The sequence below is a fragment of the Citrobacter sp. CFNIH10 genome, from assembly GCF_002934585.1.
GTDB classification, from domain to species: Bacteria; Pseudomonadota; Gammaproteobacteria; order Enterobacterales; family Enterobacteriaceae; genus Citrobacter_A; species Citrobacter_A amalonaticus.
Genome location: NZ_CP026216.1, coordinates 4,594,422 through 4,620,179, shown reverse-complemented (window position 1 = coordinate 4,620,179; position 25,758 = coordinate 4,594,422). Strand labels below are relative to the sequence as shown.

Here is a 25,758-nt window from a genome sequence, read left to right as displayed (position 1 = left end):
GGACTGAAAAAGGTTGGGTGACGTGTCAAAAGTCAGTATTCAGCGCGTACTGTTGCTGCTGGTTATTCTTTCAGCCGCTGCTGTCGCGCTGCCGTTTGTGAACTATGCGCCGAATCGCCTGGTATCGGGAGAGGGACGCCAGCTCTGGATGCTCTGGCCAGGTTCGGTGTCGATGCTCACCGGCGCGGGTTGCGCCATGTTGACCTTGTGCTTTGTGCCGGGAAGAAAGGGGGCCGTGTGCACGCTGGTGGTGGCGCAACTGCTGGTGATCCTGATGTTGTGGAGCGTCGGCAAGGCGGCGACGTATCTGGCTGAAACCGGGACGCCGCTGGCGCGAACCAGTGTGGGAAGCGGTCTGTGGCTGGGGCTTGCGCTCGGATTGCTCGCCTGCAGCGATGCCATCCGACGGATCACCGTGCAACCTCTCTGGCGCTGGGCGTTACATACGCAGATAGCGATTGTTCCCGTCCTACTCCTGTTGACGGGAACGTTCGACGATCTCTCGTTACTCAAAGAGTACGCTAACCGCCAGGATGTCTTTGATGATGCACTGGCTCAACATTTGACGCTGTTGTCAGGTACCGTATTGCCCGCGCTGGTGATTGGCATTCCCCTCGGTATCGGATGTTATTTTTTCCCGTCCCGCCAGGGACCGGTGTTTACCGTCCTTAATGTGATCCAGACCGTTCCTTCCGTTGCCCTGTTTGGCTTGTTGATTGCGCCGCTTGCCGGACTGGTAAAAGCGTTCCCCTGGCTTGCCACGGTGGGCGTGGCGGGAACCGGTTTGACCCCGGCGTTGATCGCGCTGGTGCTGTATGCGCTTCTGCCACTGGTTCGTGGCGTGGTGGCCGGGCTGAATCAGGTTCCCCGTGATGTTCTGGAAAGCGCACGCGCGATGGGCATGAGCACCGCTCAGCGTTTCCTTCACGTGCAGTTGCCGCTGGCGTTGCCGGTCTTTTTACGTAGCCTGCGGGTGGTGATGGTACAGACCGTCGGGATGGCCGTCATCGCGGCGCTGATTGGCGCTGGCGGTTTTGGCGCGCTGGTGTTTCAGGGACTGCTCAGCAGTGCCGTCGATCTGGTGCTGCTGGGGGTGATCCCGGTTATCGCGCTGGCGGTACTGATTGATGCGCTGTTTGATTTAGGGATCGCTCTGCTGAAGGTAACCCACCATGATTGAATTTAGCCACGTAAATAAAGCCTTTGGTGAGCACAACGCGGTTAGCAACCTGAACCTGCACATTCAGGAAGGCAGTTTCTCAGTACTGATTGGTACCTCGGGCTCGGGGAAATCCACGACCCTGAAAATGATTAACCGACTGGTGGAGCATGACAGCGGCAGGATCCGCTTTGCAGGTGAAGAAATCCGCAGTCTGCCGGTGCTGGAACTGCGCCGACGGATGGGCTACGCGATTCAGTCGATTGGCCTGTTTCCGCACTGGACGGTGGCGCAGAACATCGCCACCGTGCCACAACTGCTGAAGTGGCCGCGCAAAAAAATTGATGAGCGGGTGGCAGAATTAATGGCGTTGCTCGGGCTGGAAGAGGGATTGCGCGAGCGCTATCCGCACCAGCTTTCCGGTGGGCAGCAGCAGCGCGTGGGCGTGGCGCGGGCGCTGGCCGCCGATCCGCAGGTACTGCTGATGGATGAACCGTTTGGCGCGCTGGATCCGGTCACGCGTGGGGCGTTGCAGCAAGAGATGACCCGTATCCACCGTTTGCTGGGGCGAACCATTGTGCTGGTGACGCACGACATTGATGAAGCGCTGCGACTGGCGGAGCATCTGGTGCTGATGGACGGCGGCGAGATAGTCCAGCAAGGGACACCGTTGGCGATGCTGACGGCCCCGACGAATGATTTTGTGCAACAGTTTTTCGGTCGCAGTGAACTGGGGGTGCGACTGCTGTCACTGCGCACCGTGGCGGACTATGTTCGCCGGGATGAGCGCATTGACGGAGAGGCGCTGACGGAAGCGATGACGCTGCGCGATGCGCTTTCAGCGTTTGTCGCGCACGGCCGCGATGTGTTACCGGTGGTCAACCGGCAGGGCATGGTTTGCGGGACGCTGCATTTTCGCGATCTGCTATCGGAGACGCTGACGCATGAAACGACTGCGTGACCCGCTGCTCTGGCTGATCGCACTTTTCCTGCTGATGCTGGCAGGTTTACCGCACAGTCAGGCGATTTTCGCCAGCCTGTTTCCCGAACTTCCACGTCCGGTCTATCAGCAGGAGAGCTTTCTCGCGCTGGCGCTGGCCCATTTCTGGCTGGTGGCCGTGTCGAGCCTGTTTGCTGTGGTGATTGGTGTCGGCGCCGGGATTGTGGTGACCCGACCATGGGGAAGAGAGTTTCGTCCGCTGGTGGAGACCATTGCCGCCGTTGGACAAACCTTCCCGCCCGTCGCGGTATTGGCGATTGCGGTGCCGGTGATGGGGTTTGGTCAGCAACCGGCCATTATTGCGTTGATTCTGTACGGCGTGTTACCCATCCTCCAGGCGACGCTGGCGGGGATAGGATCGATCCCGGAAAGTGTGCGCAGCATTGCCAGTGGCATGGGAATGAGTCCGGGACAACAGTTACGCAAGGTTGAGCTGCCGCTGGCGGCACCGGTGATTCTGGCAGGTGTGCGAACGTCGGTGATTATCAATATTGGCACTGCGACTATCGCGTCGACGGTAGGTGCCAGCACGCTCGGTACACCGATTATCATTGGTCTGAGCGGGTTCAATACGGCGTATGTCATTCAGGGGGCGCTGCTGGTTGCGCTGGCGGCGATCATCGTAGACCGCCTGTTCGAACGGTTAGTGCAGCACCTTAGCCGGCACGCAAAATGAAGGTATAGCCTGCAAGCATCACGCCGCCAATACCGCCAATGGCCATGAGTAAAAAGAGGGTGATGACACCGATTTTCGCTACGCTCATGATGTTCTCCTTATGTTAACCCAGAGATTATACAGAGAAGCGTAGCTGTTAATGAATCATTAAATGCCAAGCGGGTAAATATCATGCCCTTCCGCACGCCAGGCATTCAGTTGCTGTTGCTGCGCCGATGTCTGATTTTCACCGCACCACACCAGTAAGGTGCGCCCTTCGAACAGGTCCGGGCGAAACTGGCTCAGCGAATGGGCCAGAACGTCAACCCGCCATCCCTGCTGACTGGCGACCCAGCCTTCCAGCCACAAACGCGTGGTATCGTGAATATTCCAGCCCACCACCAGCGCATCTTTCCCCTGTTTTTTTCTGGCTGAGGCGAGGCAAATGGCGACGTAATTGATCAGTACGCCATCAAGGATCCCCAGTAGCGCCAGTAGCGTCGGCTGTTGGCACTGCAATCGTCGACGTAGCGGAAGAAAAAGATGGGTGGTCAGCGTTTGCGCGGGGAAATCCTGGCCACGCTCTTTCAGCCAGACCCGCAGGTTGTGCAGATTGTTGTTTTGCAGATAGTGCAACAGGATTTCCTGTTGTTCACGCCAGCCGTTTTGCAGGTCTACGTTCTCATTGCTCAACAGCATTTTGACTTTGCTGACCTGCACCCCGTTATCTATCCAGTGCTTGATTTCGCGGATCCTGTCGATATCCGAATCATTGAACAGGCGATGCCCCCCGTCGGTACGCTGGGGTTTCAATAATCCATAACGCCGTTGCCACGCGCGAAGCGTAACGGGGTTAATATCACAAAGCAAAGCCACTTCACCTATGGTGTAAAGCGCCATTATTTTATCCTTGCTCGCGAGGTCCCAGTCTAACTTTAGTCGCTCTTTTTCGAACCAGGTAGTTTTGTCTGTTTTTTGTTCAGGTGAGGGGTGGTTTTATCAGTACACCGGTACTTTTTGTGTGATATCCCTTACTAATTTCTCATTTTATGCAACAGTTCAAAGACAGATCCCGCGAGTCGATGTATGTTACGCGGTTTTAGTTGATGTGTGGTCTGCAGGTATGTACGAGTTTAATCTGGTGTTGTTGCTGCTTCAGCAGATGTGCGTGTTCTTGGTTATCGCATGGCTGATGAGTAAAACTCGTTTATTCATACCATTGATGCAGGTAACCGTTCGTTTGCCGCACAAACTGCTGTGCTACGTAACCTTCTCCATTTTCTGTATCCTCGGCACCTATTTCGGTCTGCATATTGACGACTCTATCGCCAACACACGGGCAATTGGCGCGGTGATGGGCGGTCTGCTTGGCGGGCCGGTCGTGGGTGGACTGGTGGGGCTGACCGGGGGTCTGCACCGCTACTCAATGGGCGGCATGACGGCGCTCAGTTGTATGATCTCCACCATCGTGGAAGGGTTGCTGGGTGGCCTGGTGCACAGCGTGCTGACGCGGCGGGGACGCACGGATAAAGTCTTTAATCCGCTGACGGCCGGGGCGATCACATTTGTCGCCGAAATGGTACAGATGCTGATCATTTTGCTGATAGCCCGGCCGTTTGACGATGCTTACCGACTGGTCAGCAATATCGCCGCTCCCATGATGGTCACCAACACCGTCGGTGCGGCGCTGTTTATGCGTATTTTGCTCGACAAGCGGGCGATGTTTGAAAAATATACCTCTGCGTTTTCCGCTACTGCGCTGAAAGTGGCGGCCTCCACCGAGGGGATCTTGCGCCAGGGATTCAACGAAGTGAACAGCATGAAGGTGGCGCAGGTGCTGTACAAAGAACTCGATATCGGCGCGGTGGCAATTACTGACCGCGAGCGGCTGTTAGCCTTTACCGGGATTGGCGACGACCATCACCTGCCGGGCAGGCCGATCTCCTCCGGTTACACGCTGCGGGCCATCGAGACGGGCGAGGTGGTTTACGCTGACGGCAACGAAGTGCCGTATCGCTGCTCACTGCATCCACAGTGCAAGCTCGGTTCTACGCTGGTCATTCCCTTACGCGGAGAAAACCAACGGGTGATGGGCACCATCAAACTCTATGAAGCGAAAAACCGGTTGTTCAGTTCCATTAACCGAACGCTGGGTGAGGGGATTGCGCAGCTACTTTCCGCGCAGATCCTTGCTGGACAATATGAACGTCAGAAAGCGATGTTGACGCAGTCAGAAATTAAGCTGCTGCATGCGCAGGTCAATCCGCATTTTCTGTTTAATGCGCTCAACACCATCAAAGCGGTGGTGCGTCGCGACAGTGAACAGGCGAGCCAACTGGTACAGGATCTCTCTACCTTTTTCCGTAAGAACTTAAAGCGCCCGTCGGAGATCGTCACACTGGCCGACGAAATTGAGCACGTGAATGCCTATCTGCAAATTGAGAAAGCGCGATTCCAGTCGCGGTTGCAGGTGAGTTTAAACGTGCCGGATGCGCTGGCGCATCAACAGTTGCCAGCCTTCACCCTGCAACCCATAGTCGAAAACGCCATTAAGCATGGGACATCGCAACTACTGGGCACGGGGGAGGTGTCCATCACCGCCCGTCAGGAAGGGCAGTATTTGATGCTGGATATTGAAGATAACGCCGGGTTGTATCAGCCCTCCGCGAACGTCAGCGGTCTGGGCATGAATCTGGTGGATAAACGCCTGCGTGAACGGTTTGGCGATGATTATGGTATTAGCGTCGTCTGCGAACCGGATTGCTTTACCCGAATAACCCTACGACTGCCCCTGGAGGAGACGCATGATTAAAGTGCTGATTGTGGATGATGAACCGTTAGCGCGGGAAAATCTGCGGATCCTGTTACAGGAACAAAGTGATATCGAGATCGTTGGCGAGTGCGCCAACGCCGTAGAAGCGATTGGCGCGGTGCATCGACTGCATCCGGACGTGCTGTTTCTGGATATTCAAATGCCGCGTATCAGCGGGCTGGAAATGGTGGGTATGCTCGACCCGGAGCATCGGCCGTATATTGTTTTTCTGACCGCTTTTGACGAATACGCAATTAAAGCCTTTGAAGAACACGCTTTTGATTATCTGCTTAAACCGATAGAAGAGGCGCGGCTGGAGAAAACCCTTAGCCGCCTGCGCCAGGAGCGGAGCAAACAGGACGTATCGGTATTGCCGGAAAACCAACAGTCGCTGAAGTTTATCCCCTGTAGCGGCCATAGCCGGATCTATCTGCTGCAAATGGATGATGTCGCTTTCGTCAGCAGTCGCATGAGCGGTGTTTATGTCACCAGCAGCGACGGCAAAGAAGGCTTTACTGAACTGACGCTCAGAACGCTGGAAAGCCGCACGCCATTGCTGCGCTGTCATCGTCAATATCTGGTTAACATGGCGCAGTTACAGGAAATTCGTCTGGAAGATAACGGTCAGGCGGAACTGATACTGCGTAATGGGTTAACTGTTCCGGTCAGTCGCCGCTATCTGAAAAGTTTGAAAGAGGCGATTGGCCTGTAAAACTGATACACTGCGCGCCATTGCATTATCGACAGTTGAAGGCTCTATGCTAAGTAACGATATTCTTCGTAGCCTGCGCTACGCCCTGAAAGCCAATAATAACGACATGGTGCGCATTCTTGCGCTGGCCGACATGGAATCCACCTCTGCGGGTTTCGACACCTGGATGACCAGGGAAGATGAAGAGGGGTTTGTCCGCTGCCCGGATATTATCCTCTCCGGATTCCTGAACGGCCTGATTTACGAGAAGCGCGGCAAAGATGAGTCTGCGCCTGAACTGGCGCTTGAGCGTCGGGTGAACAACAATACGGTGCTGAAAAAGCTGCGTATCGCTTTTTCACTGAAAACGGATGATATTCAGGCGATTATGACCCAGCAGAACGTTCGCGTTTCAATGCCGGAAATCACCGCCATGATGCGTTCTCCGGATCATAAAAACTACCGCGAGTGTGGTGATCAGTTTATGCGTTATTTCCTGCGCGGATTGACGGCGCGTCTGCACGGCAATAAAGGCTGATAGAAAGCGACGACCCGGCTGGATGCCAGGTCGTCGTCGTTTGATTATTTCACTTCTTTAAAGCCAGCGGTTTCCAGCATTTTCTGGCTCTGTTTCATGCTAATGCCGTTGCTTGGGTCACCCGAGAATTGCGTACCCATCACGCCCTGCAGCTTTTTAAAGTCAACTTTTTCCATGTCAACAGAAACGGTTTCTTCCGCGTAGCCATCCTTATAGGTCAGCTTCTCTTCCACGCCAGGAATGTTTTGATATTTTTCGCTGATCGGATCGAGGATTTTCGCCGCATCTTCTTTGGTTTTTACCCCGATAGAGGCGTAGTTGATCTTGTTCTCTGAGGTCTGCTTAATGACTTTGTCACCCTTGTAGGTATAGGTCATTACGATCTCAGTGCCATTGACGTCCGCTTTGAATGTTTTGCTTTCTTCCTTGTCGCCACATCCTGCCAGAGAGAAAACGAGAACTGACGCAAAAACGACCGAAAAAAACGTATTTAATGCTTTCATGTAAAACTCCATTTTATTAAACGTCTGCTGCTCAAAAATAAACCTTGCAGGGTATGTATACCAGAAATGAGGCAGGAGAGGGGAAAATGGCTACTGAATATGTCTGATAATGATCATTGAAAAATCTGAAATCATGCGAGTTATTGCCTGGATTAATATGACGCAAAAGAAAAAGCGCCGTGAGAGCGGCGCTTTAGAGAGGCTTATTTAACCTGGTGTCCAGGCTTTGCGCCTTCATCCGGGGTCAGCAGGAAGATGTCTGTCCCGCCAGGACCTGCGGCCATCACCATCCCTTCTGAGATGCCAAAGCGCATTTTACGCGGCGCCAGGTTTGCCACCATGACCGTATGACGACCAATCAGCACCTGCGGGTCCGGATAAGCAGAGCGAATGCCGGAGAAGACGTTACGCTTCTCGCCGCCCAAATCCAGCGTCAGGCGCAGCAGTTTATCGGAGCCATCAACGAATTCAGCGTTTTCAATCAACGCTACGCGCAGATCGACTTTCGCGAAATCGTCAAAGGTAATGGTTTCCTGAATCGGGAAGTCCGCCAGTGGGCCGGTTACCGGAGCTGCCATAGCTTTCACCTCTTCTTTAGAGGCTTCCACCAGCGCTTCCACCTGCTTCATATCGATACGGTTATACAGGGCTTTGAAAGTATTGACCTTATGGCCCAGAAGCGGTTGCGCAATAGCATCCCAACGCAGTTCGCTGTTCAGGAATGCTTCAACGCGCTCGCTCAGCGTCGGCAGCACCGGCTTCAGGTACGTCATCAGCACGCGGAACAGGTTGATGCCCATCGAGCAGATCGCCTGCAGATCGGCGTCGCGACCTTCCTGTTTCGCCACCACCCACGGCGCCTGTTCGTCAACATAGCGGTTCGCGACATCCGCCAGCGCCATGATTTCACGGATCGCTTTGCCGAATTCACGGCTTTCCCACGCCTCGCCAATCACAGCCGCTGCATCGGTAAAGGTTTTATACAGCGCAGGGTCAGCCAGTTCAGCCGCCAGTACACCATCGAAACGTTTGTTGATAAAGCCAGCGTTACGGGAGGCGAGGTTAACCACCTTGTTGACGATATCGGCGTTTACGCGCTGGACGAAGTCTTCCAGATTCAGGTCGATATCATCAATGCGCGAAGAGAGCTTCGCAGTGTAGTAGTAACGCAGGCTGTCTGCATCAAAATGGTTCAGCCAGGTGCTGGCCTTAATAAACGTGCCGCGGGATTTGGACATCTTCGCGCCGTTGACCGTGACATAACCATGCACGAACAGGTTCGTCGGTTTACGGAAGTTGCTGCCTTCCAGCATGGCAGGCCAGAACAGGCTATGGAAATAGACGATATCTTTGCCGATGAAGTGATACAGTTCGGCAGTAGAATCTTTCTTCCAGTATTCGTCGAAGCTGACGGTATCGCCGCGCTTATCGCACAGATTTTTGAAAGAGCCCATGTAGCCGATTGGCGCATCCAGCCAGACATAGAAATATTTGCCCGGCGCATTCGGGATTTCAAAACCAAAGTAAGGGGCATCGCGGGAGATATCCCACTGCTGCAGGCCGGATTCAAACCATTCCTGCATTTTGTTCGCCACCTGCTCCTGCAGCGCGCCGCTACGGGTCCACGCCTGTAGCATTTCGCTGAAAGAGGGCAGGTCAAAGAAGAAGTGTTCGGAGTCACGCATCACCGGCGTTGCGCCAGAGACCACAGACTTCGGCTCGATCAGCTCCGTCGGGCTATAGGTCGCGCCGCACACTTCGCAGTTGTCGCCATACTGATCCGGTGATTTACATTTCGGGCAGGTGCCTTTCACAAAACGATCCGGCAGGAACATACCTTTTTCCGGATCGTAGAGCTGAGAAATGGTGCGGTTCTTAATAAAACCGTTCTCTTTCAGACGGGTATAGATGAGCTCAGACAACTCCCGGTTCTCGTCGCTGTGCGTGGAGTGGTAGTTGTCATAGCTGATGTTGAACCCGGCGAAATCCGTCTGGTGCTCCTGACTCATTTCACCAATCATCTGCTCCGGGGTGATGCCAAGCTGCTGTGCTTTCAGCATGATCGGCGTGCCGTGGGCGTCGTCGGCGCAGATGAAGTTGACCTCGTGGCCGCGCATTCGTTGGTAACGGACCCAGACATCAGCCTGGATGTGCTCCAGCATATGGCCGAGGTGGATTGAGCCGTTGGCGTACGGCAGCGCGCACGTTACCAGAATTTTCTTCGCGACTTGAGTCATAGTAGATGTTACTTCTTCTCTGTTGAAAGGGGGTTCTGATGTTACCTGAAAGGGAATAACTACGCCAAGAATTAAGGGCATCAAACCACAAATGAATAATTGTTACCGCTGGAGTACACTACCTCACTACAATTGACCTTTTCAGAACAACAAAAAGGAGTCGGGATGAACGCACAATCCCAGGCCAAATCACCAGAAACCCTGCGCGCCATGGTCGCCGGGACGCTGGCGAATTTTCAGCACCCCACCCTGAAGCATAACCTGACGACACTTAAAGCGTTACACCACGTCGCCTGGATGGATGACACGCTGCACGTTGAACTGGTCATGCCGTTCGTCTGGCACAGTGCCTTTGAGGTGTTAAAAGAGCAATGTAGCGCTGATCTGCTGCGAATTACCGGGGCGAAGGCGATCGACTGGAAGCTTTCTCACAACATCGCCACCCTGAAGCGCGTGAAAAATCAGCCGGGCGTGAACGGCGTGAAGAACATTATCGCCGTCAGCTCCGGCAAAGGCGGCGTCGGTAAATCGTCGACTGCGGTAAACCTGGCGCTGGCATTAGCGGCAGAAGGGGCGAAAGTCGGGATTCTGGACGCCGACATTTATGGTCCGTCGATCCCAACTATGCTGGGGGCGGAAAACCAGCGCCCAACCTCGCCGGATGGTACCCATATGGCGCCGATCATGTCTCACGGGCTGGCGACGAACTCCATCGGTTATCTGGTCACTGATGATAACGCGATGGTGTGGCGTGGGCCGATGGCCAGTAAAGCGCTGATGCAGATGCTACAAGAGACGCTGTGGCCGGATCTGGATTACCTCGTGCTGGACATGCCGCCGGGTACTGGTGATATCCAGCTGACGCTGGCACAAAACATCCCGGTCACGGGGGCCGTTGTGGTGACCACGCCGCAGGATATTGCGCTGATCGACGCTAAAAAAGGCATTGTCATGTTCGAAAAAGTCGAGGTGCCGGTGCTGGGCATTGTCGAAAACATGAGCATGCATATCTGCAGCAACTGCGGTCATCATGAGCCGATCTTTGGTACCGGTGGCGCGCAAAAACTGGCTGAGCAGTATCACACGCAACTGTTGGGACAAATGCCGTTGCATATTAGTCTGCGTGAAGATCTCGATCGCGGGACGCCAACCGTTGTCAGCCGTCCGGACAGTGATTTCACCGTAATGTATCGCGAACTGGCGGGACGTGTTGCCGCACAGCTTTACTGGCAGGGTGAAGTCATCCCAGGCGAAATTGCCTTTCGCGCCGTCTGATTTCGGCTAATCGGTTTTATTCTTTCTATTCACCGCATTGATTTTATATCGGTGTGGTGAATATCTAATTTGAATAACGCTATCTGAGTTATGCAGAGCCACTGAATAACGTGGGCGTTCTTCTTAAATCTGACCGTCTGTGCGGGGTTATCCTGATGACCTTAACGATAAAATAAGCGTTGGATTCCCCCTCAGGCCGAGGGGGGCGAACCTCAACGATGATAGAAAATCTCGCCGTCGTAAGCTTTAATAATTTTACCGTCAGCGTCATTGATCAGCACATAGGCACCGCCCATGTAGGTCCAGTGTGTCCCGGCATCTGGCGCAGGTAAATTACGCAGATTCCACTGTTTGATGGTGTACTCGTCAGTGCGATACATCTCTGGCACCGTATCGCCAGGCTTGAAGTGGGTAAAGTCGGCGATGAAACCACTGAGTTCATATTGATCAATCCCCTTCGCGGGGACGGCTGTAGCTGGTGCGGCCCAGACCGCGCTGGATGCGAGCAGCAGCGCGCCTACCACCAATTTATTCTTCATACTTCTACGCTCTCCACTGTTAGGACCCTCAAAATCAGTCGTGTATCTTTCCCGGCCTTCATGATAACTGACAAGCGCGGGTTTGTTAGATTCCCGAAAAATTCGTAAAAAATGTAAAATTTATTAGTCTGACATGCACTATAGAAGAAAATCGCCAAATACGGGGAGAGGGGCGATGCCTTTCGGAACACAGGCTAACAGTGGATTAGCCCCATATGCAAAAATGCAGACGTTCAGCGTACATCACGCCTGCAATAAAACCCGCACTGATAATAAGGGTGTGCAGGAAAAAATGAAAAATAATTAACTTCACTATCCGGAGGCTCATTTTTAAATACGTATTACAGACGATGTTGTTGAGAATTGTCTAGCTATAACAATTAATTAATGTCAACATATAAACAGATTGAAATAAAACTATGGATTATTCCTGAATTGTCAATATTGATAAAGATCATGGAAAACACGCTGAATAGTTATTAAGAATCATCGTTTTGATGACATTAGTCTTTTGTATTTGTTACGTTAATTAATTGCAAATTTGAAGACGGCGAATAACTATTTTCTTCGGATTTATCCTGGTGTCATGCATCCTCTAAGTTATTTGATCTTAATTTCCCTAAATTATATTGACAGATGAAAGCGGCCTAAATATTCTGCGCACTAAATAGTGATATAAAAACACGCTGCTTTTGCAGGGTGATATTATTTTGTTAATTAATGATGGTGATGGCAGTGATGAAACAGTTAACTATAAAAAAGGCGGTATTTTCGCTTTTGGTTGTCAGTATTCTGTCCGGCTGCGTGTCGGAAGAGCAGCGCCTGGCGCGCTGTGAAGCCAAAGGCGTCAGTCGTGATGTCTGCTATCAGGTAGAACAGTCTAATCAACAGATGATTATCAATAACGCGGAGCAAAACGCGTATGTGAATGCACGTGAAACGGTAAAGCAACACGCTCAGGCGGCAAAGAAAAAAAACATATATCACTTTGAAGGCATGGAAATTAAAAAGGTGAGCACCGGGCTTGATATTGATGGAGCTCATGCTGCGGTTATCGAGAAAGAGGAAAAAGCGACGGTCTATCAACAAGGGTTGCACTATTTTGTCGTGTACACCAACGGGCGGTTAGCCGTGCTGAACGAGCAGAGACAGTTTTTGGGGTGGGCGAAATGAGAGATTATCTGTTAGCGCTTATTCCGCTAACGTCCTTTTCCGCAGATGCTTCTGATATTGCGCAGGCACAACAAGCCGTTGCTCATGCCCAACTAATGGTTGACGCGGTATAAGAGGATGTTGCCGCCGTGCGGGTGGCGGCTTTCACTATTGATGTTCAGGCTGAACAGGTAAATGCAGAGTAGCGAAAGGGTTACAAATCGGGGCAGTGAGGGTATCATCACGCGAGTGACCTGACCGTCACGCAGAAAAATTTCGTTAATGACTCGGGGTGCCCCTTTTCACGAAGGGCTGAGAAATACCCGTACCACCTGATCTGGGGGATGTCATAGCCAGTATTGGCGGCATCCTTCGTTCTAATGCACCCAAAAAAGCACCCATCTTTGATTACAACCGGTAAACGCACTTTTTTGCACCAGCTCATTGAAAAGTCGATTGGAAGCGTTAGCCTATTGCAACAGATACAGCAATGAGAGCACGTCAGTATGATGAGCTTATAGCGAGAATCCTTTCAGGCTTCTAGGTGCTGTTCTTGAGGATTTATTAGCGCGTTATCGTGTTGTATTTTTATACAAAGGTGCACAATGTTAAAGGTAATTAAGAAAGGCCAAGGAATTAATAAAACTGAAAAAAGATTAATTGAGCTAGCGAACAATGCTTTCATAGGTCTATGGTCTTACCCTAATGTTTATAGCGACGAAGGATATTCCAAAAATAAATCAGGGAAAGAAGTCTGTGATTTATTAGTGGTATTTGAAAATAACGTAATAATATTCTCTGATAAAGATATTAAGTTCCATGAAGGAATTGATGTTTCTGTCGCATGGAAGAGATGGTTCAAAAAATCTGTGACTGAATCCGCAACTCAATTATATGGTGCGGAAAAGTTTTTGAAAGAAACTAAAGGGCGTCTATTTTTGGACAAGGAATGTAAACATCCTTTTCCGATAGAACTTGAAAAAAACATGCGTTTTTTTCTTGTTGCTGTAACAAGTAATAGCGCAGCGCCAGCATCCAAATATTTTGGACGTATCGCCGAGGGAAGTTCAGGCACGTTTATGAACATTTTCCTTTCTGACGTGAAGGAAACTCTAGATCTACCTTTCTCTGTTGGTGATATTAATCCAAATAAAACATTCGTTCATGTGCTAGACGAAGTATCGCTACAACTTTTACTTACTGAATTGGATACGATTTCTGACTTTGTTGCTTACTTAAAAGAGAAAGAACGTGTAATTCGTTCTGGATATCTTGGATTAAGCCCTGGAGAGGATGATACTTTGGGGGCTTACTTGAGCGGTCATGGTGAAATTGTCGACAAAAAAATAGTTCCAGATAATACATTTGTTCAAATTGCAGAGCATGAATGGGAAGGGCTGAAGAAATCTTCTAAGTATAATTACTATAAGGCATTGAAAAAAGGCAGTGTTTTTTGGGATGAAACTATTCAGCGTTTTTCCGATTCAATTCTTAATGCTACTGTAGGTTTGGGAATGGAAAACGATTTTCTAAGCCATGAGGAAACAGTAAGACAACTAGCATCAGAAAGTAGAAGATCGAGATACTATTTGTCCCATGCTTTTTTGGATAAGTTTAAACAAGTACCAACAAATAGAAGAAGTTCTCGAATTGTTCAGTCAATTGATGAAGAAGGGAAGTTTTATATATTTTTGTTCTTTCCGAAAGATGAGCTTTTGTCATATGAAAAATACAGAATGGAGCGTTTTTCCTGTATTCAAATGTACGCATTGGCAGCAAAATATAAATATAATGAAATAAAAAAACTAATAATTATTGCAACAGAAAGTAAAGACTCTGATGGACGATCAGAAGATGTCGTCTATTGCAAATTCGATAAGCCATTAACAAAAGAAGAGCGAGTGTTAGCTAAAATCGCTATGAAGGATTATAATGTGCTTACTGATTTCATTCCTAAGCCAAAAGATTCTTTTCAGATATCACCTACAGTTAATAATGAGAAAAAAATAGGAAGAAATGATCCTTGCTATTGTGGGTCTGGTAAAAAATTTAAAAAATGTCATGGATAGATGCGACCAATAATCTAATCAGATTTTTAGTAGGAAGCCCGCCTAAAGCGGGCTTTCATCGTTAATGGTTTGCGAATGACTGTTCACGCCGTTAATACGTAGTGCATGTTTCTGTACCGTTGCCGGATATGTGGCATCTCTTCGTGATCTTGCCGTACTTGCCTGTGCAGACCTTGTCGCCCGCCGAGTTAATCCGGCAACGTTCTGTTGTTTCGGCGAACGCGGATACCGTGAATACAGCCAGGACTACCGCTAAAAATAAACGTGCCATATTAAAAGCCCTCCGCTTTGCTTATTGCTTCACTACACCACGCATCCCAACGTTGCCAACCGTCGACAACTGCGGCGCTCTGCATATCGATGCGTAACTTCTGGTACGTGGTCGATGTTGTATCGGCGTTCTGCGGCGTATGCGCCAGCATCAGATCGACAGTTTCACGGTCTAACTTACATTCAGTGCGCAGCAATTCAGCCCACGACCGGCGCAGGTCGTGCACGGTGCACGGTACGACTACCGGTTCGCCGTTCTCGTCTTCGTAACTGGCCATCACGTTCAGCCGGTTTAATACCAGGTTCGGTGTTGTCGCGCCGACTTCCCATAAGCGCCCGATCTCGTTGGTGGAACGCGCCAGCACCGCGCGCAGGTTACTAAGGATCGGCACTTCCTGCGGCTTGCCGTTCTTCGTGCGCTTGCCAGGGATGACCCAAATGTCGCCGCGCAGTTCCTGCCGTGCCATCTCCGTGGCTTCACGCTTACGCCGACCTGTCAGCATAATGACCCGCAGCGCGTTACCGGCATCGTTGTCGGGTAGCTGGTTGAACAGTTCGCGGAATTGTCCCGCCGTTAAGGTGGCCTGTCGTGGTTCCGTCTTCGGTGGTAATTGGTTCTTATCGATGCTGGCCTTCAGCGTTTGCGGTACGGCGATCGGCTCGTCTTGTTCGTTGGCTATACCGTGTTTGAAGCCGTAAGCAAACATGCGCGGGATAAAGCGCGCACCACGGCTTAAGGCATTGGCCTGAACTTTGCCATCACGCTCAATCATACCGGCGCGCACGTTATTAACGATTTCCACAATGCGCCGGTAGTTCATTTCGACCGCTACCAGGTTGCCGCATACCGGCGACCAGTGCTTACGCCATAGGCGGGAAAGGTCGACCGCTGCGCCTGGCGTCCCTTCGGCGTCGATCCACTTGTTGAACAGCGTGTCCATTGTCCACCGTGGGCGCTCGTCAGCCGGTTTTACTTCGTTGCGTAGCACTTGTGCCACTAGTTCGCCGTAAAGCTCGCAGGCGGTCGCATAGGCCGTTTTTGAGTTGCCTACGGTATGACGCTTGCCGCCGTGCCTGAAAAACCACGTTAGCACTTCGCTACCGGCTGGCGTGACGCGTTTAAGCAGGTACAGCCCGCCAGCGGGCGCGATGGTTTTCACCGGCTGCGTGACGGACTTTTTACCTTCAGGGATCCGCAGTCGTGCGACGTCGCGGTCGTTTTTAATCATGGCGCTGTACCCCGTAGAACGGTTGGCATACAGGGAAGGGCGTTTGCTTGTAATGGACGACATCCAGCGCAGGCGGTAAAGTATCGATCAGTTTCACAGATGCTTACCTCATTTGTGAGATTAGAAGACGCCGTTACTGTTGACGCAGTAGCGGCGTTTTTGTGTTTAAGTGGCAACCACTTAAAAAACGTGTAACGAGTATATGATGCACATCGGCAAAGAATCAATGATGTAGATGCATTGAACAGTCATAATTAAACTGTAAGCACTAAAAAACCCGCTGATGCGGGCTGAATTACTGGCGGGACCGGTCGCGAATTATTGTGGGGCCGGCGTTCCATATCCGCCGATGATCATTGCGTCGCTATCCTCGTGGAATTGCAGCACCACGGCGACACCTGCGCGCACCATATCGGCGATCACGACTGCGCTTGCACCTGCCCGGACAAGCTCGCCGAGTGTGGCGGGACCAGTGTTAAGGCGTGCGGCGATTTGTTCGACGTTCATTTGTGATACCCCGTTTTTTCACCAGACATCGCGAGTAGCGCCGACCGGTGACGCTGGATGGGCTTCGGTACGTTCGGATCGTCCGCTTTCATAACTTTGCCGGTGGATTTACCCGCGTCGACCTTCGAACCTGCGCGCGTCTTCGTTGCGTTGTCGGACTGTGCGCCAGCCCTACCGATACCGGCAGGCACGGTGCCTGTTTGCGTCTTCACGATGGTGATTTGCCGGAAAACCATATCCACGACCAGCGCGTCGCCGTTGTCAGCAGTTCGCACGATAGAAACGTCCGCAAGCCCCATATTTTCGTAAACTTCGTAACGCGTCGTCACGGTTACAGGGATTTTCAGTTCCGACAGCGCCTTCAGTTGGTTGTAGGCATCCGCCGTACGCTTGCGCCCATTCATAAAGCGATCGGCAAAATTGGTTACTTCGTCAATCAGGCCGGTGATCGGCGTATTGCTGATAAAGCCGGTTAACGTCAGTTCACGCTGTTGCGGCCTAATGTTGTCCGTAATATCGACGTCGCCTTCAGTCGGGAACGCCGTTATTGCGTTCGACCAGTGATGCCGCTCGTCGTCGACGCAGTCGAACGACATCGACGCTAAGTTCGTGCCGTCGATACGGAAGATACTGTCGCCCGCATCATTGAACAGGAAATTAACGGGCGACCATTTACGATCCCCCAGGTATTGCGATAAGTCAGTCATAAGCGATTGTCACTTTATCGAAGAAAGAAAAAGCCGCCTTAATTGGCGGCTTCGTTGGTGTTTGTTGCGGCGCGTTCTCTTTCCGCTCGCCGTTTCATTGCAAAGCGGATGGTTCGTGCGATCTCTGCGCGGCTGCGGCGGTAAATGTAGCGGCGTGCTGTCATGGTGGTTTAGTCTCCGTTTGACTGTTTAAGCGCGTGTCAGGCGCTGTAAAGCGTCTACAAACATCATCATTTCAACGCCTGCAACGTAGTTTGCTTCTTCCTTCTCGCTGTCGAAGTTGCGGCATCCGATCTTCTCAATAAATAGATCGTTCATACGGTCATCAAGCTTGTCTGCGTCCATAACAAGCGCTTCAGGCATACCATTAGCCATAAGAATGATCATGTTACGGCGTGCGCGTAATTCGTTCTCATTAACCATGTTTAGCCGCCTTAATAGCTGCGCTTTGTGCAAGGGCGTAACCTTCGTGTTCATCGAAACGGATCTCCGGATGATGTTGCGCCATATACGCCGCGTAATACGCTTCGATAAGGTCGCCGCTGTCGTTATGGTAGTGGTATTTTTTTCCTGGTTGCGCCTGAAGTATTGCGCGTTTAGCTTCTACTGTGTTTCTGCTCATTGTTAAGCATCCTTAAGTCTAAATTCGTTGTGACCTAAACCGACTGTCTCGCCGTACTCGTTGCGCTGTAGCCCTGCATATACCTTGATGCTACGGCGTTCGGCTGCGCGCCGAAATTCCCTGATCAGGGATTCAGGTGCGCGGGTCAGTAAGAAGCGTTCGCCTTTTGCTACGCGGTCAGCCAGTACGCGTGCAAGCTGCATACAGACATCAGATTCAGCAGACGGCGGAAGATGTGAACAATCAATTGTTCTGGATAGGTCAAGAGTGACTTCGTTATCGCTACCGCGATCGAAGGTAACAACGTCTTTTTCTTTCGTAGGGATCTGCATGGTGGTTTCTTCCGATTGGTGGCCTTACTTGCGGGCATCCAGGGGAACCAGACGCCCGCTTTCGGGTACGACAGACGATAATCAACAGTGACAGATTACGGACGAATTACGGACAAATCAAATTAAAACAAGGAGTTACGGGATATATTTTACATCATGTTACATATCTTTTTTACAGAAGTGCGGATTTCTGTCGATGCGGTGCCAGCAGGAAGAAGGGTGACCAAGAAAGCCATCTCATTATCAAGTGATGCCCATTGCTCGCCGTGGAATTTAATCTGTGGTGTTCCGTCGTGGTAACGATAATCCGCTATGCTGCGCAGAATAGCCGTCACGCTGTTTTCTTCCTCATGGGCGTGTTTCCCTATGTCTTTTTGCTCATGGTTTACCAGCGTGCGCCTTGTGCGTTTTTTCTCGATGGCTCGCCATAGTTTTTCGTTGCTTGCTTCAGCATTTTGAATATCGCCAATGTGTGCGGGTGTCTCGTCTATTTCCGCCAGCGTCGCCAGCACACGCATCCGTAAATCCTGCATTGACGCGATCCGGCTTTGTTCTGCCTGCCTTTCTTTAAAGGCTTCGTGACTGTTGTGACTCGCCGGTCTTTGTGGCTGGTGGGTGTTAATGATCATGCTGAGGTGTCCTTCTTATGCTGGCGGACGACCATTTCGCCGAACGACCACGACGGATGGTTAAACTCTTTCGCGTCGGCCTGCCGGTGCTGCGTAAATTCACGTTGCAGGTCGCGATCTGGGTAGCCTGCCATCATGACTTCCCACGGAAGGAAGAACGCTTCCCAATCGGGGCCGAAAATATCAACCGGATCGCCGATATAGATTTTAAATTCGCGTACCGCTTCGACGAACTGCGGATGCGTGTTCCAGGTCGGCTTACCAACGGCAAGATCCCGCTCTGCGTTCGCCGCTACCAGGCGCTGGCGAATGTTCTTAAGGCGTGCTGCGGTTGTTCCTGTTCTCATTTGCTTAATGCCTCCAGTGCGCGGCGTTCGGCTTCAGCGGCGCGAATATCGGAAAGACGCTGCACGCAGTCGAGCGCGAATTTAATGCTGTCCGGGTTAGCGCCGCCGAATAACTGCCCGACAAGGCGTTCCGTCAGACCGTCCAGATCGCTTAAATCGACCTCGTCCATGTTGATTGGATCAATAGACGGCTTCGGCATATGCGACAGCAACGCTTTAAACACGGTTTCCGCTTTCGCGCTGGATGCCCGCTTGCCGATATCTTTAAGCAGGCCGGAAGCGTCCAGCGGCGCATCGGGGTGTTCTGCGTTGTGGTCGGCGACCCATAACCGGATCATTCGATCGAAGTTCATGCGACCCGCCGGTCTGCCCGCCGGATTACCCGACCGGCCTTTCTGGAATTGAGTTTTAGCCCGACCGTTAGCGGTTGACTGTTTAACAGGTTGTTTCGGCGCGCGTGGCATCGTTGTGATTCCTTTTTGCAGTGGTGTACGCCGTCAAGCGTACAATGGCCATCGCGGATGCCTGAAATTTGTATTTGACCTGTTAATGACCTGTTCGACCTGTTCCACGTTGTCGAACAGGCGGACGCGGATCTGTCAGTGTCGTAGTGATGTATATATGAATAAGTGGTTGTCATTATTTATGGTTGTCGCTTTTAATCTTTTACCTTTAAAAGCGGGTTTTGCTCTTGTGTTACCTACGTGGTGGGTAACACAAACTGTTGGTAACGCAACAAGTGTAATTTTGCCGGAAGGTGGGTAACACAAATATGCTTTGCTTCAGCGTAACTAAACCTTTTACTTGCTTATTCTATGTTTGTGCTCCGTTTGTGTTACCTACAATAAAAGGGTGGGTAACACAAAACACATAAAGCCAGTAATGGCGCGGTTCATAGTGTTACCTACACGTTGGTAACACAAAGCGATACCTACGCAGATCGACAGCCCAATCACCAATAAAAAACCCCTATAAAGGGGTTTTATTATGTTGGTGTATTTTTGTGTGTTTGTTTGTGTTACCAACGCAGATCTCTATACGTTGGTAACACAAAAGGTAACACAAACTAAACCAACTGATATTTAGCGCCGTTACGCCCTGCGGCAGGTTCGACGCATTTAATGATACAGCTTGCTTCCATCGTCTTAAGATAGTCGTTAGCAATGCGCCGTGACACGCTGAACTCCATGACGATATTGTTAGCGGACACCGGTTTGTTAACACTCGCCATGTATTCGCGCACTTCCTTCATGCGATCAAGTCGTCCGTCTTTCTTTGCTGCGTTTGCGGAAATAGCACCGCGCTTAACTTCGAAAGCATCGAACAGCTTCGGATAGACGGTTTTAGCGTGGGTCTGTGGGCCGGTGTCGAACGACGCGCCGCTTATGCCGTGCTCTGGTGCTTTATGACAATCGGATCGCATCGTTTCGCCGAACCATTCGTCGGCATCGGCGATCGCTGTCTTCTCTTCGTCGGCTGTCATGATCCTGACGTCGACGAACTCGATACCATAATACAAGCCTTTCGGCATACCATTACCGCGCCGTTTGGTCGCTGCAAGGTTTAAGCAATTAGGCTTACTCTTATCCGGCACGGTTAGAACAAATGCGGACGTAACACCGGCTTCGAGTGCACCGCCACCGGACATCACTTCTTCGTTTGCTTTGGTAGTGTGGTGTAGCGAAAACGTCGCGCCGTTCATACGACAGGAGATACGCATCATTGCGTTGGCGATGACGGTCATATCGTCGTTACCGTTTTCCTTCAGCGGCTGGCCCGACAGCGTCGAGTTACGCGCCGCTTTGCGCTGTGTATCGATGATCACTAACGCTGGCTCGTTGTTCGTCTTTGCGCGCATTTTAACGCACCAGGCGTCTACTGCTTCGTCGTTCCCCAGGTCGGGCAAGGTGTTTACTATATGGAAGCGATCGCGCCAGCCGGTGCGCGCGCCGTGGTGTTCTTCACAGGCTTGTAACATACCATCGATATTGTTGAACTCAAGATCGGCGTAAATTACATGTGCACGCTTAGAACGCATAAAGCCAAGCATTTCCATCCCGTTTGCCACACAATAGCCAAGGTATGCCGCGAAAGTAGTTTTACCAGTGTTCGGCGGACTGTAAATAACGCCGTAGTCACCGATCTGAATCATACCGTCGACCAGTGGGCGTCCTTTATCCGGCGCTTGTTGGATGTCTTTCGGCGTGCTGCGGTCTTCTAAACAGTTAAATCTTGTCTGTAAGCCCCAATAACGCGCCGTAGCGGTGCCATCAAGTAACTCGCCGTCATAAATTTCTACGTCTTCCAGGCTGCGGATTTTAGCTGTATATCCTAACAACGACGCTTGCTTATTAAAGCTTAAAGACGGGACATCCATCAGGTGCAGCGGGTACAGCACGCCGTCTCGCAATCTGACGCTAAATTCGTCAGAAATATCAACAGGGATGCCGGTATGGGGAATCATTAGCAGCGCGTGTCGGTTGTTTTTACCATCACGGTAATAAGCAACCATGAAACGGAAGCCTTTAAGATAGTGCGCTATTTGCGATCCTAAGACGTCATAGCGTTCAGGTAATACAATATCAACCATAGATACGGTTACGCTGCTTCCGCTGGCATTGCGTTTAATATCGGTGACGTGTTCTAACTGATCAACGAAATCTTCCGGATCGTGAATAATGGTCGATGTAAAATTGATGCCTTTATCAGTCGACAAGTTAACCACGACGTCACGCTCATCTGACGCAGCGATCATTTCTGGTCGCGTCCAGGCGTTGTCTAAAAAGGCATCGTTTTCGGCATTTTCCAGTAAGGCATCAATGATTCCGTCATTGCTGTCGTATTCGCGGGTAAGCTCTGCGCGCGCTTCGTCAACGCTCAGCGGCTTAAAAAAGTTTACGACGTTTGCGTCCTGCTTGCGTGGTGTACGGCCTTTACGGGATTGTGTATTCGTAGTAGTCTTATCAATAGCGGTTGTCATTTATTGACCCTCCGCCGACAGGTTATAACTTGTTCTGCAATATGACCGGTCATATAATTAATCTCGTTGATCGCGTGATTGATACCAATTAAAAAAGCTCGTCTGGCAGGACGGGCTTTTTTATTTCCCTTTTTACTCATGCTGCGCGGCCTCTGTTCGGCGGGTTTACGGCTTCACTACGTGCTAACGCCCAGGCGTTAAGCCGTGCGGGATCCCATAAACGCCGCGACGATGCCAATTGTACCGGTTTGGGGAATGTTGGGTCGCTTCCCAGGATTTTATAAAACAGGGTGCGACCAATACCGATGTGTTCGGCGGCTTGTTTGGCATTTAAAAACATGTTCGTTACCTTGCTTTGTGGTTAAGACAGATACGAACATATGCGAACACTTTACAGACATCAACAAAAATAACTACTATATATCAATGTGTTACGGGATATCGATTACCTCTTTTTCTAGCCATTTCTGATATTTAGCGATTGCATCAGTAACCATTTTTTGAAGCGTTTCAGGTTGATAGGTAGACGCAATAGCGCTAGCCTGGCTCTTAGCACCTTTAACGTGATTCAAAATAAGATCCGCTTCAATAAACGTCAGCCCGCTTCCGGGATTATTCAGCTCATCGTTTGCGGATAGCTGCGAAGCTGTTCGACGTAGATCATGCACAGTCATAACGGCGTTACCGCAGGCCGCGCGCATATCTGGCAAACGGTGATTAATCGCCGTTGGGCTGATACCAAAAATAAAACCGCCGTCTACGCACGCACGTGCAGCGGTGAAAATCTCTTTCATTGCTGGGCTGATCGGTACATTGAGCGGGAAACCTGTTTTAGTTCGTGAACCAGGGATCCGCCACAAGCCGGCGTCTTCGTCGATTTCTTCCCATCGACCGCCGACAACTTCACCTTTGCGCAATGGCGCACAGATAAGCATACGCGCTGCCAAATGTGCCGGTCTGGTTTCGTCTTCGCACAAATACCGCCATAACGTGCGTAGCTGGTTTTTTTCCAGATAGTTTGTACGTGGCTGTAAAGAGCGTTCAAGATCGGCGTTATTTTTGCCTAACAGTTTTTGCAACGTCATCAGCGTTTCGAACGTCTCGATGTCAAACTGACTTTCAAGGTAGTTACGCAAGGCCATCAGAATGTCGCGAATTTTTTTGGCTGTGTTAACACTGTGTTTTTCGGCGATAGTTCGGATCAAGGTGTGTGCGCCTGCACGCGTGAAGTTTTCGATCGTGGTTTCGCCGTAAGACGACAACCGGTTACAATGTTTCTCCCAGGTGCTTACGTACGTTTTAACAGTGGAATCGGCAGGCGCGAACGCCGGATTGTTAATATAAACCCTGAAGAGGGCGTTAAGATCTTGAGGAACGACGACCTTTTCCGCCCTGGCATCGACACCGCGCTTTATGTTACTCATGATCTCGCGGTGGCGTTCCTGCGCCGCTGCTAGCGTCCATGACGAGCGCGGACCGATCGATATGTCTTTACCCTCTCTGCGGGTGATATAGCTACCAGTGACGCCACCGGAAGACGTACGGCGCAGGACAAGTGACAGGCCAGGTAAAGCACCGTTTAGCACAGATACCCGCATAACGTTTTTGTCGGCGGGCAGCGTCAGCGCGTCTACCTGTGCCTGTTTGGTGATTTTCTTCGGTGCTTTCATTTCAATTACCCATTTTTTGAAATAGGCACCCATTAAAGCACCCAATTTGATAGTGTTTCAATGTGTTTTTTAATGTTCGGATGTGTTCTCGTTTGTTCTCAGTGCCTGTGTTTGTTACGGGATGCTGTGTGCGGGGATTAAATCCGTATTTCCTGATCTGGATAATGCCAGCGTAGGGAAGTCAGACACTGCTCGTGTCCCTTCTTCGCGCGGGCAGGAGCGTAACCATGCAGCCTGACCTGCACAGCCGCGAACATGCGGTTCGTACCTTACAAGATTTTCGTACCCTTTCTCCGTTAACACATTGTATGACCAATGACGTCGTGCAGAGTTTTACCGCCAATACGCTACTGGCGCTGGGGGCTTCTCCGGCGATGGTGATTGAGCCCGAAGAAGCTCGCCAGTTTGCAGCCCTTGCCAGCGCGTTGCTCATCAACGTCGGCACGTTGACACAACCGCGTGCACATGCAATGCGGGCGGCGGTTGAGCAGGCAAACAGCGCCAAAACTCCATGGACACTGGACCCGGTTGCCGTAGGCGCGCTTGAATACCGTCGCCGTTTCTGCCTAGAACTCCTTGCCTTAACACCGGCTGCCATTCGCGGTAACGCCTCTGAGATCCTGGCGTTAGCCGGTGAAAGCGCTGGCGGGCGTGGAGTGGATGCTACCGACCCGGTTGCAACGGCTCTGCCGGCGGCGCAGATTCTGGCACGCCACACCGGCGCTGTTGTGGTAGTCACCGGCGAAGTGGATTACATCACCGACGGCGAGTGCACTCTGAGCGTCACCGGCGGCGATCCGCTGATGACGAAAGTCGTGGGCACTGGCTGTGCGCTTTCCGCCGTGGTCGCCGCCAGCTGCGCGCTACCCGGAAACCGGATCGAAAACATCGCGTCCGCCTGTGGATGGATGAAACTGGCAGGACAGCACGCCAGCAAAATCTGTCACGGACCCGGCAGTTTTCTTCCGGCGTTTCTTGATGCGCTCTACACCCTGGATGCGGAGGTCGCAGCATGAAGCGGATTAACGCACTGACCATTGCCGGTACCGATCCCAGCGGCGGCGCCGGTATTCAGGCCGATCTGAAAACCTTCTCGGCGCTCGGCGCTTACGGCTGTGCGGTAATTACCGCGCTGGTGGCGCAGAATACACGCGGCGTGCAGTCGGTGTATCGCATTGAACCGGATTTTGTCGCCGCCCAGCTCGATTCGGTGTTCAGCGATGTGCGCATTGATACCACCAAAATCGGTATGCTGGCGGAAACCGATATCGTTGAGGCGGTGGCGGAGCGACTGGAACGCCATCAGGTGCAGAATGTCGTACTCGACACAGTCATGCTGGCGAAAAGTGGCGATCCGTTATTGTCGACTTCCGCCGTTGAGACATTGCGCAGGCGACTGTTGCCACAGGTTTCACTCATTACGCCCAATCTGCCTGAAGCGGCAGCGCTGCTGGATTGCCCGCACGCACGAACAGAAAAAGAGATGCTGGAACAGGGGCGGGCGTTGCTGGCGATGGGCTGTGGTGCAGTGTTGATGAAAGGCGGTCATCTGGACGATGAACAAAGTCCTGACTGGCTCTTTACAGCGACCGGTGAACAGCGCTTTACCGCACCGCGGGTGATGACCAAAAACACGCACGGCACCGGATGTACGCTCTCTGCGGCGCTGGCCGCGCTGCGTCCACGACATGCTGACTGGGCCGGGGCGGTGCAGGAGGCGAAAGTCTGGCTGTCGGCGGCGCTCGCGCAGGCTGACACACTGGAGGTTGGACACGGCATCGGGCCGGTTCATCATTTCCACGCGTATTGGTAGCGTATATACTGGCAGCAGACTG

29 protein-coding genes are annotated in these 25,758 nt (G+C 51.5%); 11 read left to right on the top strand and 18 right to left on the bottom strand.

Features of this window, described 5'->3' with window-relative positions; translation table 11 throughout:
- Nucleotides 1-13: 13 nt before the first annotated feature.
- The 3 genes from C2U53_RS26610 to C2U53_RS26600 are packed head-to-tail and all read left to right on the top strand — an operon-like array spanning nucleotide 14 to nucleotide 2,835.
- The gene (locus C2U53_RS26610) at nucleotides 14-1,180 is read left to right on the top strand and encodes an ABC transporter permease (protein ID WP_043000148.1); all 1,167 of its coding nucleotides are present in this window, start codon (nucleotides 14-16) and stop codon (nucleotides 1,178-1,180) included.
- On the top strand, nucleotides 1,173-2,120 hold the full coding sequence (locus tag C2U53_RS26605) for an ABC transporter ATP-binding protein (protein ID WP_043000149.1): 948 nt from the start codon (nucleotides 1,173-1,175) through the stop codon (nucleotides 2,118-2,120). The genes C2U53_RS26610 and C2U53_RS26605 overlap by 8 nt, the downstream gene beginning before the upstream one ends.
- Nucleotides 2,104-2,835 carry an ABC transporter permease gene (locus C2U53_RS26600; protein WP_043000150.1) on the top strand — a complete coding sequence of 244 codons (732 nt, stop codon included), beginning with the start codon at nucleotides 2,104-2,106 and terminating at the stop codon, nucleotides 2,833-2,835. Before C2U53_RS26605 ends, C2U53_RS26600 begins: the two co-directional genes overlap by 17 nt.
- Here the strand turns inward: C2U53_RS26600 and C2U53_RS26595 are convergent.
- Together C2U53_RS26595 and mlrA are read right to left on the bottom strand one after the other, a co-directional pair.
- A complete protein-coding gene (locus C2U53_RS26595) occupies nucleotides 2,816-2,923 on the bottom strand; it encodes a protein YohO (protein ID WP_042318015.1) in 108 nt (35 codons plus the stop codon). The genes C2U53_RS26600 and C2U53_RS26595 overlap by 20 nt on opposite strands.
- A 59-nt stretch (nucleotides 2,924-2,982) precedes the next feature.
- The gene (mlrA, locus tag C2U53_RS26590; protein ID WP_043000151.1) at nucleotides 2,983-3,714 is read right to left on the bottom strand and encodes an HTH-type transcriptional regulator MlrA; all 732 of its coding nucleotides are present in this window, start codon (nucleotides 3,712-3,714) and stop codon (nucleotides 2,983-2,985) included.
- A 223-nt stretch (nucleotides 3,715-3,937) separates the two neighbouring features.
- Between mlrA and C2U53_RS26585 the strand changes: the two genes are divergently transcribed.
- Genes C2U53_RS26585 through C2U53_RS26575 form a run of 3 tightly spaced genes read left to right on the top strand, consistent with a single transcriptional unit; the run spans nucleotide 3,938 to nucleotide 6,855 of the window.
- Nucleotides 3,938-5,626 (top strand): sensor histidine kinase, encoded by a 1,689-nt coding sequence (locus C2U53_RS26585; RefSeq protein ID WP_043000152.1) that lies wholly within the window; start codon nucleotides 3,938-3,940, stop codon nucleotides 5,624-5,626.
- Nucleotides 5,619-6,338 (top strand): two-component system response regulator BtsR, encoded by a 720-nt coding sequence (btsR, locus tag C2U53_RS26580; protein WP_043000153.1) that lies wholly within the window; start codon nucleotides 5,619-5,621, stop codon nucleotides 6,336-6,338. Before C2U53_RS26585 ends, btsR begins: the two co-directional genes overlap by 8 nt.
- Before the next feature lie 46 nt (nucleotides 6,339-6,384).
- Nucleotides 6,385-6,855 carry a DUF1456 family protein gene (locus C2U53_RS26575; RefSeq protein WP_043001885.1) on the top strand — a complete coding sequence of 157 codons (471 nt, stop codon included), beginning with the start codon at nucleotides 6,385-6,387 and terminating at the stop codon, nucleotides 6,853-6,855.
- A gap of 44 nt (nucleotides 6,856-6,899) precedes the next feature.
- Here the strand turns inward: C2U53_RS26575 and C2U53_RS26570 are convergent, their stop codons facing one another.
- A complete protein-coding gene (locus C2U53_RS26570) occupies nucleotides 6,900-7,358 on the bottom strand; it encodes a YehR family lipoprotein (RefSeq protein WP_043000154.1) in 459 nt (152 codons plus the stop codon).
- Nucleotides 7,359-7,561: 203 nt separating this feature from the next.
- Nucleotides 7,562-9,595, bottom strand: a complete 2,034-nt coding sequence (gene metG / locus C2U53_RS26565; RefSeq protein ID WP_044266118.1) for a methionine--tRNA ligase — start codon at nucleotides 9,593-9,595, stop codon at nucleotides 7,562-7,564.
- A gap of 165 nt (nucleotides 9,596-9,760) precedes the next feature.
- On the opposite strand from metG, the gene apbC reads away from it, so the two are divergent.
- A complete protein-coding gene (apbC, locus tag C2U53_RS26560) occupies nucleotides 9,761-10,870 on the top strand; it encodes an iron-sulfur cluster carrier protein ApbC (RefSeq protein WP_043000156.1) in 1,110 nt (369 codons plus the stop codon).
- A gap of 212 nt (nucleotides 10,871-11,082) precedes the next feature.
- Here apbC and rcnB read toward each other — a convergent pair whose 3' ends face one another.
- The gene (rcnB, locus tag C2U53_RS26555; RefSeq protein WP_043000157.1) at nucleotides 11,083-11,409 is read right to left on the bottom strand and encodes a Ni(II)/Co(II) efflux transporter accessory subunit RcnB; all 327 of its coding nucleotides are present in this window, start codon (nucleotides 11,407-11,409) and stop codon (nucleotides 11,083-11,085) included.
- Between the two features lie 729 nt (nucleotides 11,410-12,138).
- Here rcnB and C2U53_RS26545 point away from each other — a divergent pair.
- Nucleotides 12,139-12,582, top strand: coding sequence for a hypothetical protein (locus C2U53_RS26545; protein WP_246876143.1), 444 nt, complete (start codon nucleotides 12,139-12,141; stop codon nucleotides 12,580-12,582).
- A gap of 584 nt (nucleotides 12,583-13,166) precedes the next feature.
- Nucleotides 13,167-14,630, top strand: a complete 1,464-nt coding sequence (locus C2U53_RS26540) for an SEC-C metal-binding domain-containing protein (RefSeq protein WP_104446718.1) — start codon at nucleotides 13,167-13,169, stop codon at nucleotides 14,628-14,630.
- A gap of 272 nt (nucleotides 14,631-14,902) precedes the next feature.
- Here C2U53_RS26540 and C2U53_RS26535 read toward each other — a convergent pair whose 3' ends face one another.
- From C2U53_RS26535 to C2U53_RS26480, 13 genes are all read right to left on the bottom strand, one after another.
- On the bottom strand, nucleotides 14,903-16,129 hold the full coding sequence (locus tag C2U53_RS26535) for a hypothetical protein (protein WP_104446717.1): 1,227 nt from the start codon (nucleotides 16,127-16,129) through the stop codon (nucleotides 14,903-14,905).
- Nucleotides 16,130-16,447: 318 nt separating this feature from the next.
- On the bottom strand, nucleotides 16,448-16,636 hold the full coding sequence (locus tag C2U53_RS26530) for a hypothetical protein (RefSeq protein WP_104446716.1): 189 nt from the start codon (nucleotides 16,634-16,636) through the stop codon (nucleotides 16,448-16,450).
- On the bottom strand, nucleotides 16,633-17,343 hold the full coding sequence (locus tag C2U53_RS26525) for a phage baseplate protein (protein ID WP_104446715.1): 711 nt from the start codon (nucleotides 17,341-17,343) through the stop codon (nucleotides 16,633-16,635). Before C2U53_RS26525 ends, C2U53_RS26530 begins: the two co-directional genes overlap by 4 nt.
- 38 nt (nucleotides 17,344-17,381) lie before the next feature.
- Nucleotides 17,382-17,507, bottom strand: a complete 126-nt coding sequence (locus C2U53_RS30595; protein WP_256387526.1) for a hypothetical protein — start codon at nucleotides 17,505-17,507, stop codon at nucleotides 17,382-17,384.
- 25 nt (nucleotides 17,508-17,532) lie between these two features.
- Nucleotides 17,533-17,766 (bottom strand): hypothetical protein, encoded by a 234-nt coding sequence (locus C2U53_RS26520; protein ID WP_104446714.1) that lies wholly within the window; start codon nucleotides 17,764-17,766, stop codon nucleotides 17,533-17,535.
- Entirely contained in the window at nucleotides 17,759-17,965 is a 207-nt protein-coding gene (locus C2U53_RS26515; protein ID WP_104446713.1) for a hypothetical protein, read from the bottom strand. Before C2U53_RS26515 ends, C2U53_RS26520 begins: the two co-directional genes overlap by 8 nt.
- Before the next feature lie 2 nt (nucleotides 17,966-17,967).
- Nucleotides 17,968-18,297: a hypothetical protein gene (locus C2U53_RS26510; protein ID WP_104446712.1), complete on the bottom strand. Its 330-nt coding sequence runs from the start codon at nucleotides 18,295-18,297 to the stop codon at nucleotides 17,968-17,970.
- Between the two features lie 149 nt (nucleotides 18,298-18,446).
- The gene (locus C2U53_RS26505; protein ID WP_104446711.1) at nucleotides 18,447-18,926 is read right to left on the bottom strand and encodes a hypothetical protein; all 480 of its coding nucleotides are present in this window, start codon (nucleotides 18,924-18,926) and stop codon (nucleotides 18,447-18,449) included.
- Complete coding sequence (locus tag C2U53_RS26500) at nucleotides 18,923-19,273, bottom strand: hypothetical protein (protein ID WP_104446710.1); 351 nt, start codon at nucleotides 19,271-19,273, stop codon at nucleotides 18,923-18,925. Before C2U53_RS26500 ends, C2U53_RS26505 begins: the two co-directional genes overlap by 4 nt.
- Nucleotides 19,270-19,737, bottom strand: coding sequence for a DUF5681 domain-containing protein (locus tag C2U53_RS26495; RefSeq protein WP_104446709.1), 468 nt, complete (start codon nucleotides 19,735-19,737; stop codon nucleotides 19,270-19,272). Before C2U53_RS26495 ends, C2U53_RS26500 begins: the two co-directional genes overlap by 4 nt.
- A 602-nt stretch (nucleotides 19,738-20,339) precedes the next feature.
- Nucleotides 20,340-22,253, bottom strand: a complete 1,914-nt coding sequence (locus tag C2U53_RS26490) for an AAA family ATPase (protein WP_104446708.1) — start codon at nucleotides 22,251-22,253, stop codon at nucleotides 20,340-20,342.
- Between the two features lie 136 nt (nucleotides 22,254-22,389).
- Nucleotides 22,390-22,593, bottom strand: a complete 204-nt coding sequence (locus tag C2U53_RS26485; RefSeq protein ID WP_104446707.1) for an AlpA family transcriptional regulator — start codon at nucleotides 22,591-22,593, stop codon at nucleotides 22,390-22,392.
- A 91-nt stretch (nucleotides 22,594-22,684) separates the two neighbouring features.
- Nucleotides 22,685-23,956 (bottom strand): integrase arm-type DNA-binding domain-containing protein, encoded by a 1,272-nt coding sequence (locus C2U53_RS26480; RefSeq protein ID WP_104446706.1) that lies wholly within the window; start codon nucleotides 23,954-23,956, stop codon nucleotides 22,685-22,687.
- Between the two features lie 194 nt (nucleotides 23,957-24,150).
- Between C2U53_RS26480 and thiM the strand changes: the two genes are divergently transcribed.
- Nucleotides 24,151-24,939 (top strand): hydroxyethylthiazole kinase, encoded by a 789-nt coding sequence (gene thiM, locus C2U53_RS26475; RefSeq protein ID WP_044266115.1) that lies wholly within the window; start codon nucleotides 24,151-24,153, stop codon nucleotides 24,937-24,939.
- Nucleotides 24,936-25,736, top strand: coding sequence for a bifunctional hydroxymethylpyrimidine kinase/phosphomethylpyrimidine kinase (gene thiD / locus C2U53_RS26470; protein WP_043000159.1), 801 nt, complete (start codon nucleotides 24,936-24,938; stop codon nucleotides 25,734-25,736). Before thiM ends, thiD begins: the two co-directional genes overlap by 4 nt.
- Nucleotides 25,737-25,758 lie beyond the last annotated feature (22 nt).

Excerpts from the sequence above, each read along its gene's own strand:
- C2U53_RS26500 (WP_104446710.1), bottom strand. The coding sequence starts at position 19,273 with ATGAGAACAGGAACAACCGCAGCACGCCTTAAGAACATTCGCCAGCGC.
- btsR (WP_043000153.1), top strand. The coding sequence starts at position 5,619 with ATGATTAAAGTGCTGATTGTGGATGATGAACCGTTAGCGCGGGAAAAT.
- C2U53_RS26495 (WP_104446709.1), bottom strand. The coding sequence starts at position 19,737 with ATGCCACGCGCGCCGAAACAACCTGTTAAACAGTCAACCGCTAACGGT.
- mlrA (WP_043000151.1), bottom strand. The coding sequence starts at position 3,714 with ATGGCGCTTTACACCATAGGTGAAGTGGCTTTGCTTTGTGATATTAAC.
- C2U53_RS26600 (WP_043000150.1), top strand. The coding sequence starts at position 2,104 with ATGAAACGACTGCGTGACCCGCTGCTCTGGCTGATCGCACTTTTCCTG.
- C2U53_RS26570 (WP_043000154.1), bottom strand. The coding sequence starts at position 7,358 with ATGAAAGCATTAAATACGTTTTTTTCGGTCGTTTTTGCGTCAGTTCTC.
- thiM (WP_044266115.1), top strand. The coding sequence starts at position 24,151 with ATGCAGCCTGACCTGCACAGCCGCGAACATGCGGTTCGTACCTTACAA.
- C2U53_RS26505 (WP_104446711.1), bottom strand. The coding sequence starts at position 18,926 with ATGATCATTAACACCCACCAGCCACAAAGACCGGCGAGTCACAACAGT.
- C2U53_RS26515 (WP_104446713.1), bottom strand. The coding sequence starts at position 17,965 with ATGAGCAGAAACACAGTAGAAGCTAAACGCGCAATACTTCAGGCGCAA.
- C2U53_RS26530 (WP_104446716.1), bottom strand. The coding sequence starts at position 16,636 with ATGAACGTCGAACAAATCGCCGCACGCCTTAACACTGGTCCCGCCACA.
- thiD (WP_043000159.1), top strand. The coding sequence starts at position 24,936 with ATGAAGCGGATTAACGCACTGACCATTGCCGGTACCGATCCCAGCGGC.
- apbC (WP_043000156.1), top strand. The coding sequence starts at position 9,761 with ATGAACGCACAATCCCAGGCCAAATCACCAGAAACCCTGCGCGCCATG.
- C2U53_RS26480 (WP_104446706.1), bottom strand. The coding sequence starts at position 23,956 with ATGGGTGCCTATTTCAAAAAATGGGTAATTGAAATGAAAGCACCGAAG.
- metG (WP_044266118.1), bottom strand. The coding sequence starts at position 9,595 with ATGACTCAAGTCGCGAAGAAAATTCTGGTAACGTGCGCGCTGCCGTAC.
- C2U53_RS26545 (WP_246876143.1), top strand. The coding sequence starts at position 12,139 with ATGGCAGTGATGAAACAGTTAACTATAAAAAAGGCGGTATTTTCGCTT.
- C2U53_RS30595 (WP_256387526.1), bottom strand. The coding sequence starts at position 17,507 with ATGACAGCACGCCGCTACATTTACCGCCGCAGCCGCGCAGAGATCGCA.
- C2U53_RS26540 (WP_104446718.1), top strand. The coding sequence starts at position 13,167 with ATGTTAAAGGTAATTAAGAAAGGCCAAGGAATTAATAAAACTGAAAAA.
- C2U53_RS26490 (WP_104446708.1), bottom strand. The coding sequence starts at position 22,253 with ATGACAACCGCTATTGATAAGACTACTACGAATACACAATCCCGTAAA.
- C2U53_RS26605 (WP_043000149.1), top strand. The coding sequence starts at position 1,173 with ATGATTGAATTTAGCCACGTAAATAAAGCCTTTGGTGAGCACAACGCG.
- rcnB (WP_043000157.1), bottom strand. The coding sequence starts at position 11,409 with ATGAAGAATAAATTGGTGGTAGGCGCGCTGCTGCTCGCATCCAGCGCG.
- C2U53_RS26535 (WP_104446717.1), bottom strand. The coding sequence starts at position 16,129 with ATGATTAAAAACGACCGCGACGTCGCACGACTGCGGATCCCTGAAGGT.
- C2U53_RS26585 (WP_043000152.1), top strand. The coding sequence starts at position 3,938 with ATGTACGAGTTTAATCTGGTGTTGTTGCTGCTTCAGCAGATGTGCGTG.
- C2U53_RS26520 (WP_104446714.1), bottom strand. The coding sequence starts at position 17,766 with ATGGTTAATGAGAACGAATTACGCGCACGCCGTAACATGATCATTCTT.
- C2U53_RS26575 (WP_043001885.1), top strand. The coding sequence starts at position 6,385 with ATGCTAAGTAACGATATTCTTCGTAGCCTGCGCTACGCCCTGAAAGCC.
- C2U53_RS26595 (WP_042318015.1), bottom strand. The coding sequence starts at position 2,923 with ATGAGCGTAGCGAAAATCGGTGTCATCACCCTCTTTTTACTCATGGCC.
- C2U53_RS26525 (WP_104446715.1), bottom strand. The coding sequence starts at position 17,343 with ATGACTGACTTATCGCAATACCTGGGGGATCGTAAATGGTCGCCCGTT.
- C2U53_RS26510 (WP_104446712.1), bottom strand. The coding sequence starts at position 18,297 with ATGCAGATCCCTACGAAAGAAAAAGACGTTGTTACCTTCGATCGCGGT.
- C2U53_RS26485 (WP_104446707.1), bottom strand. The coding sequence starts at position 22,593 with ATGTTTTTAAATGCCAAACAAGCCGCCGAACACATCGGTATTGGTCGC.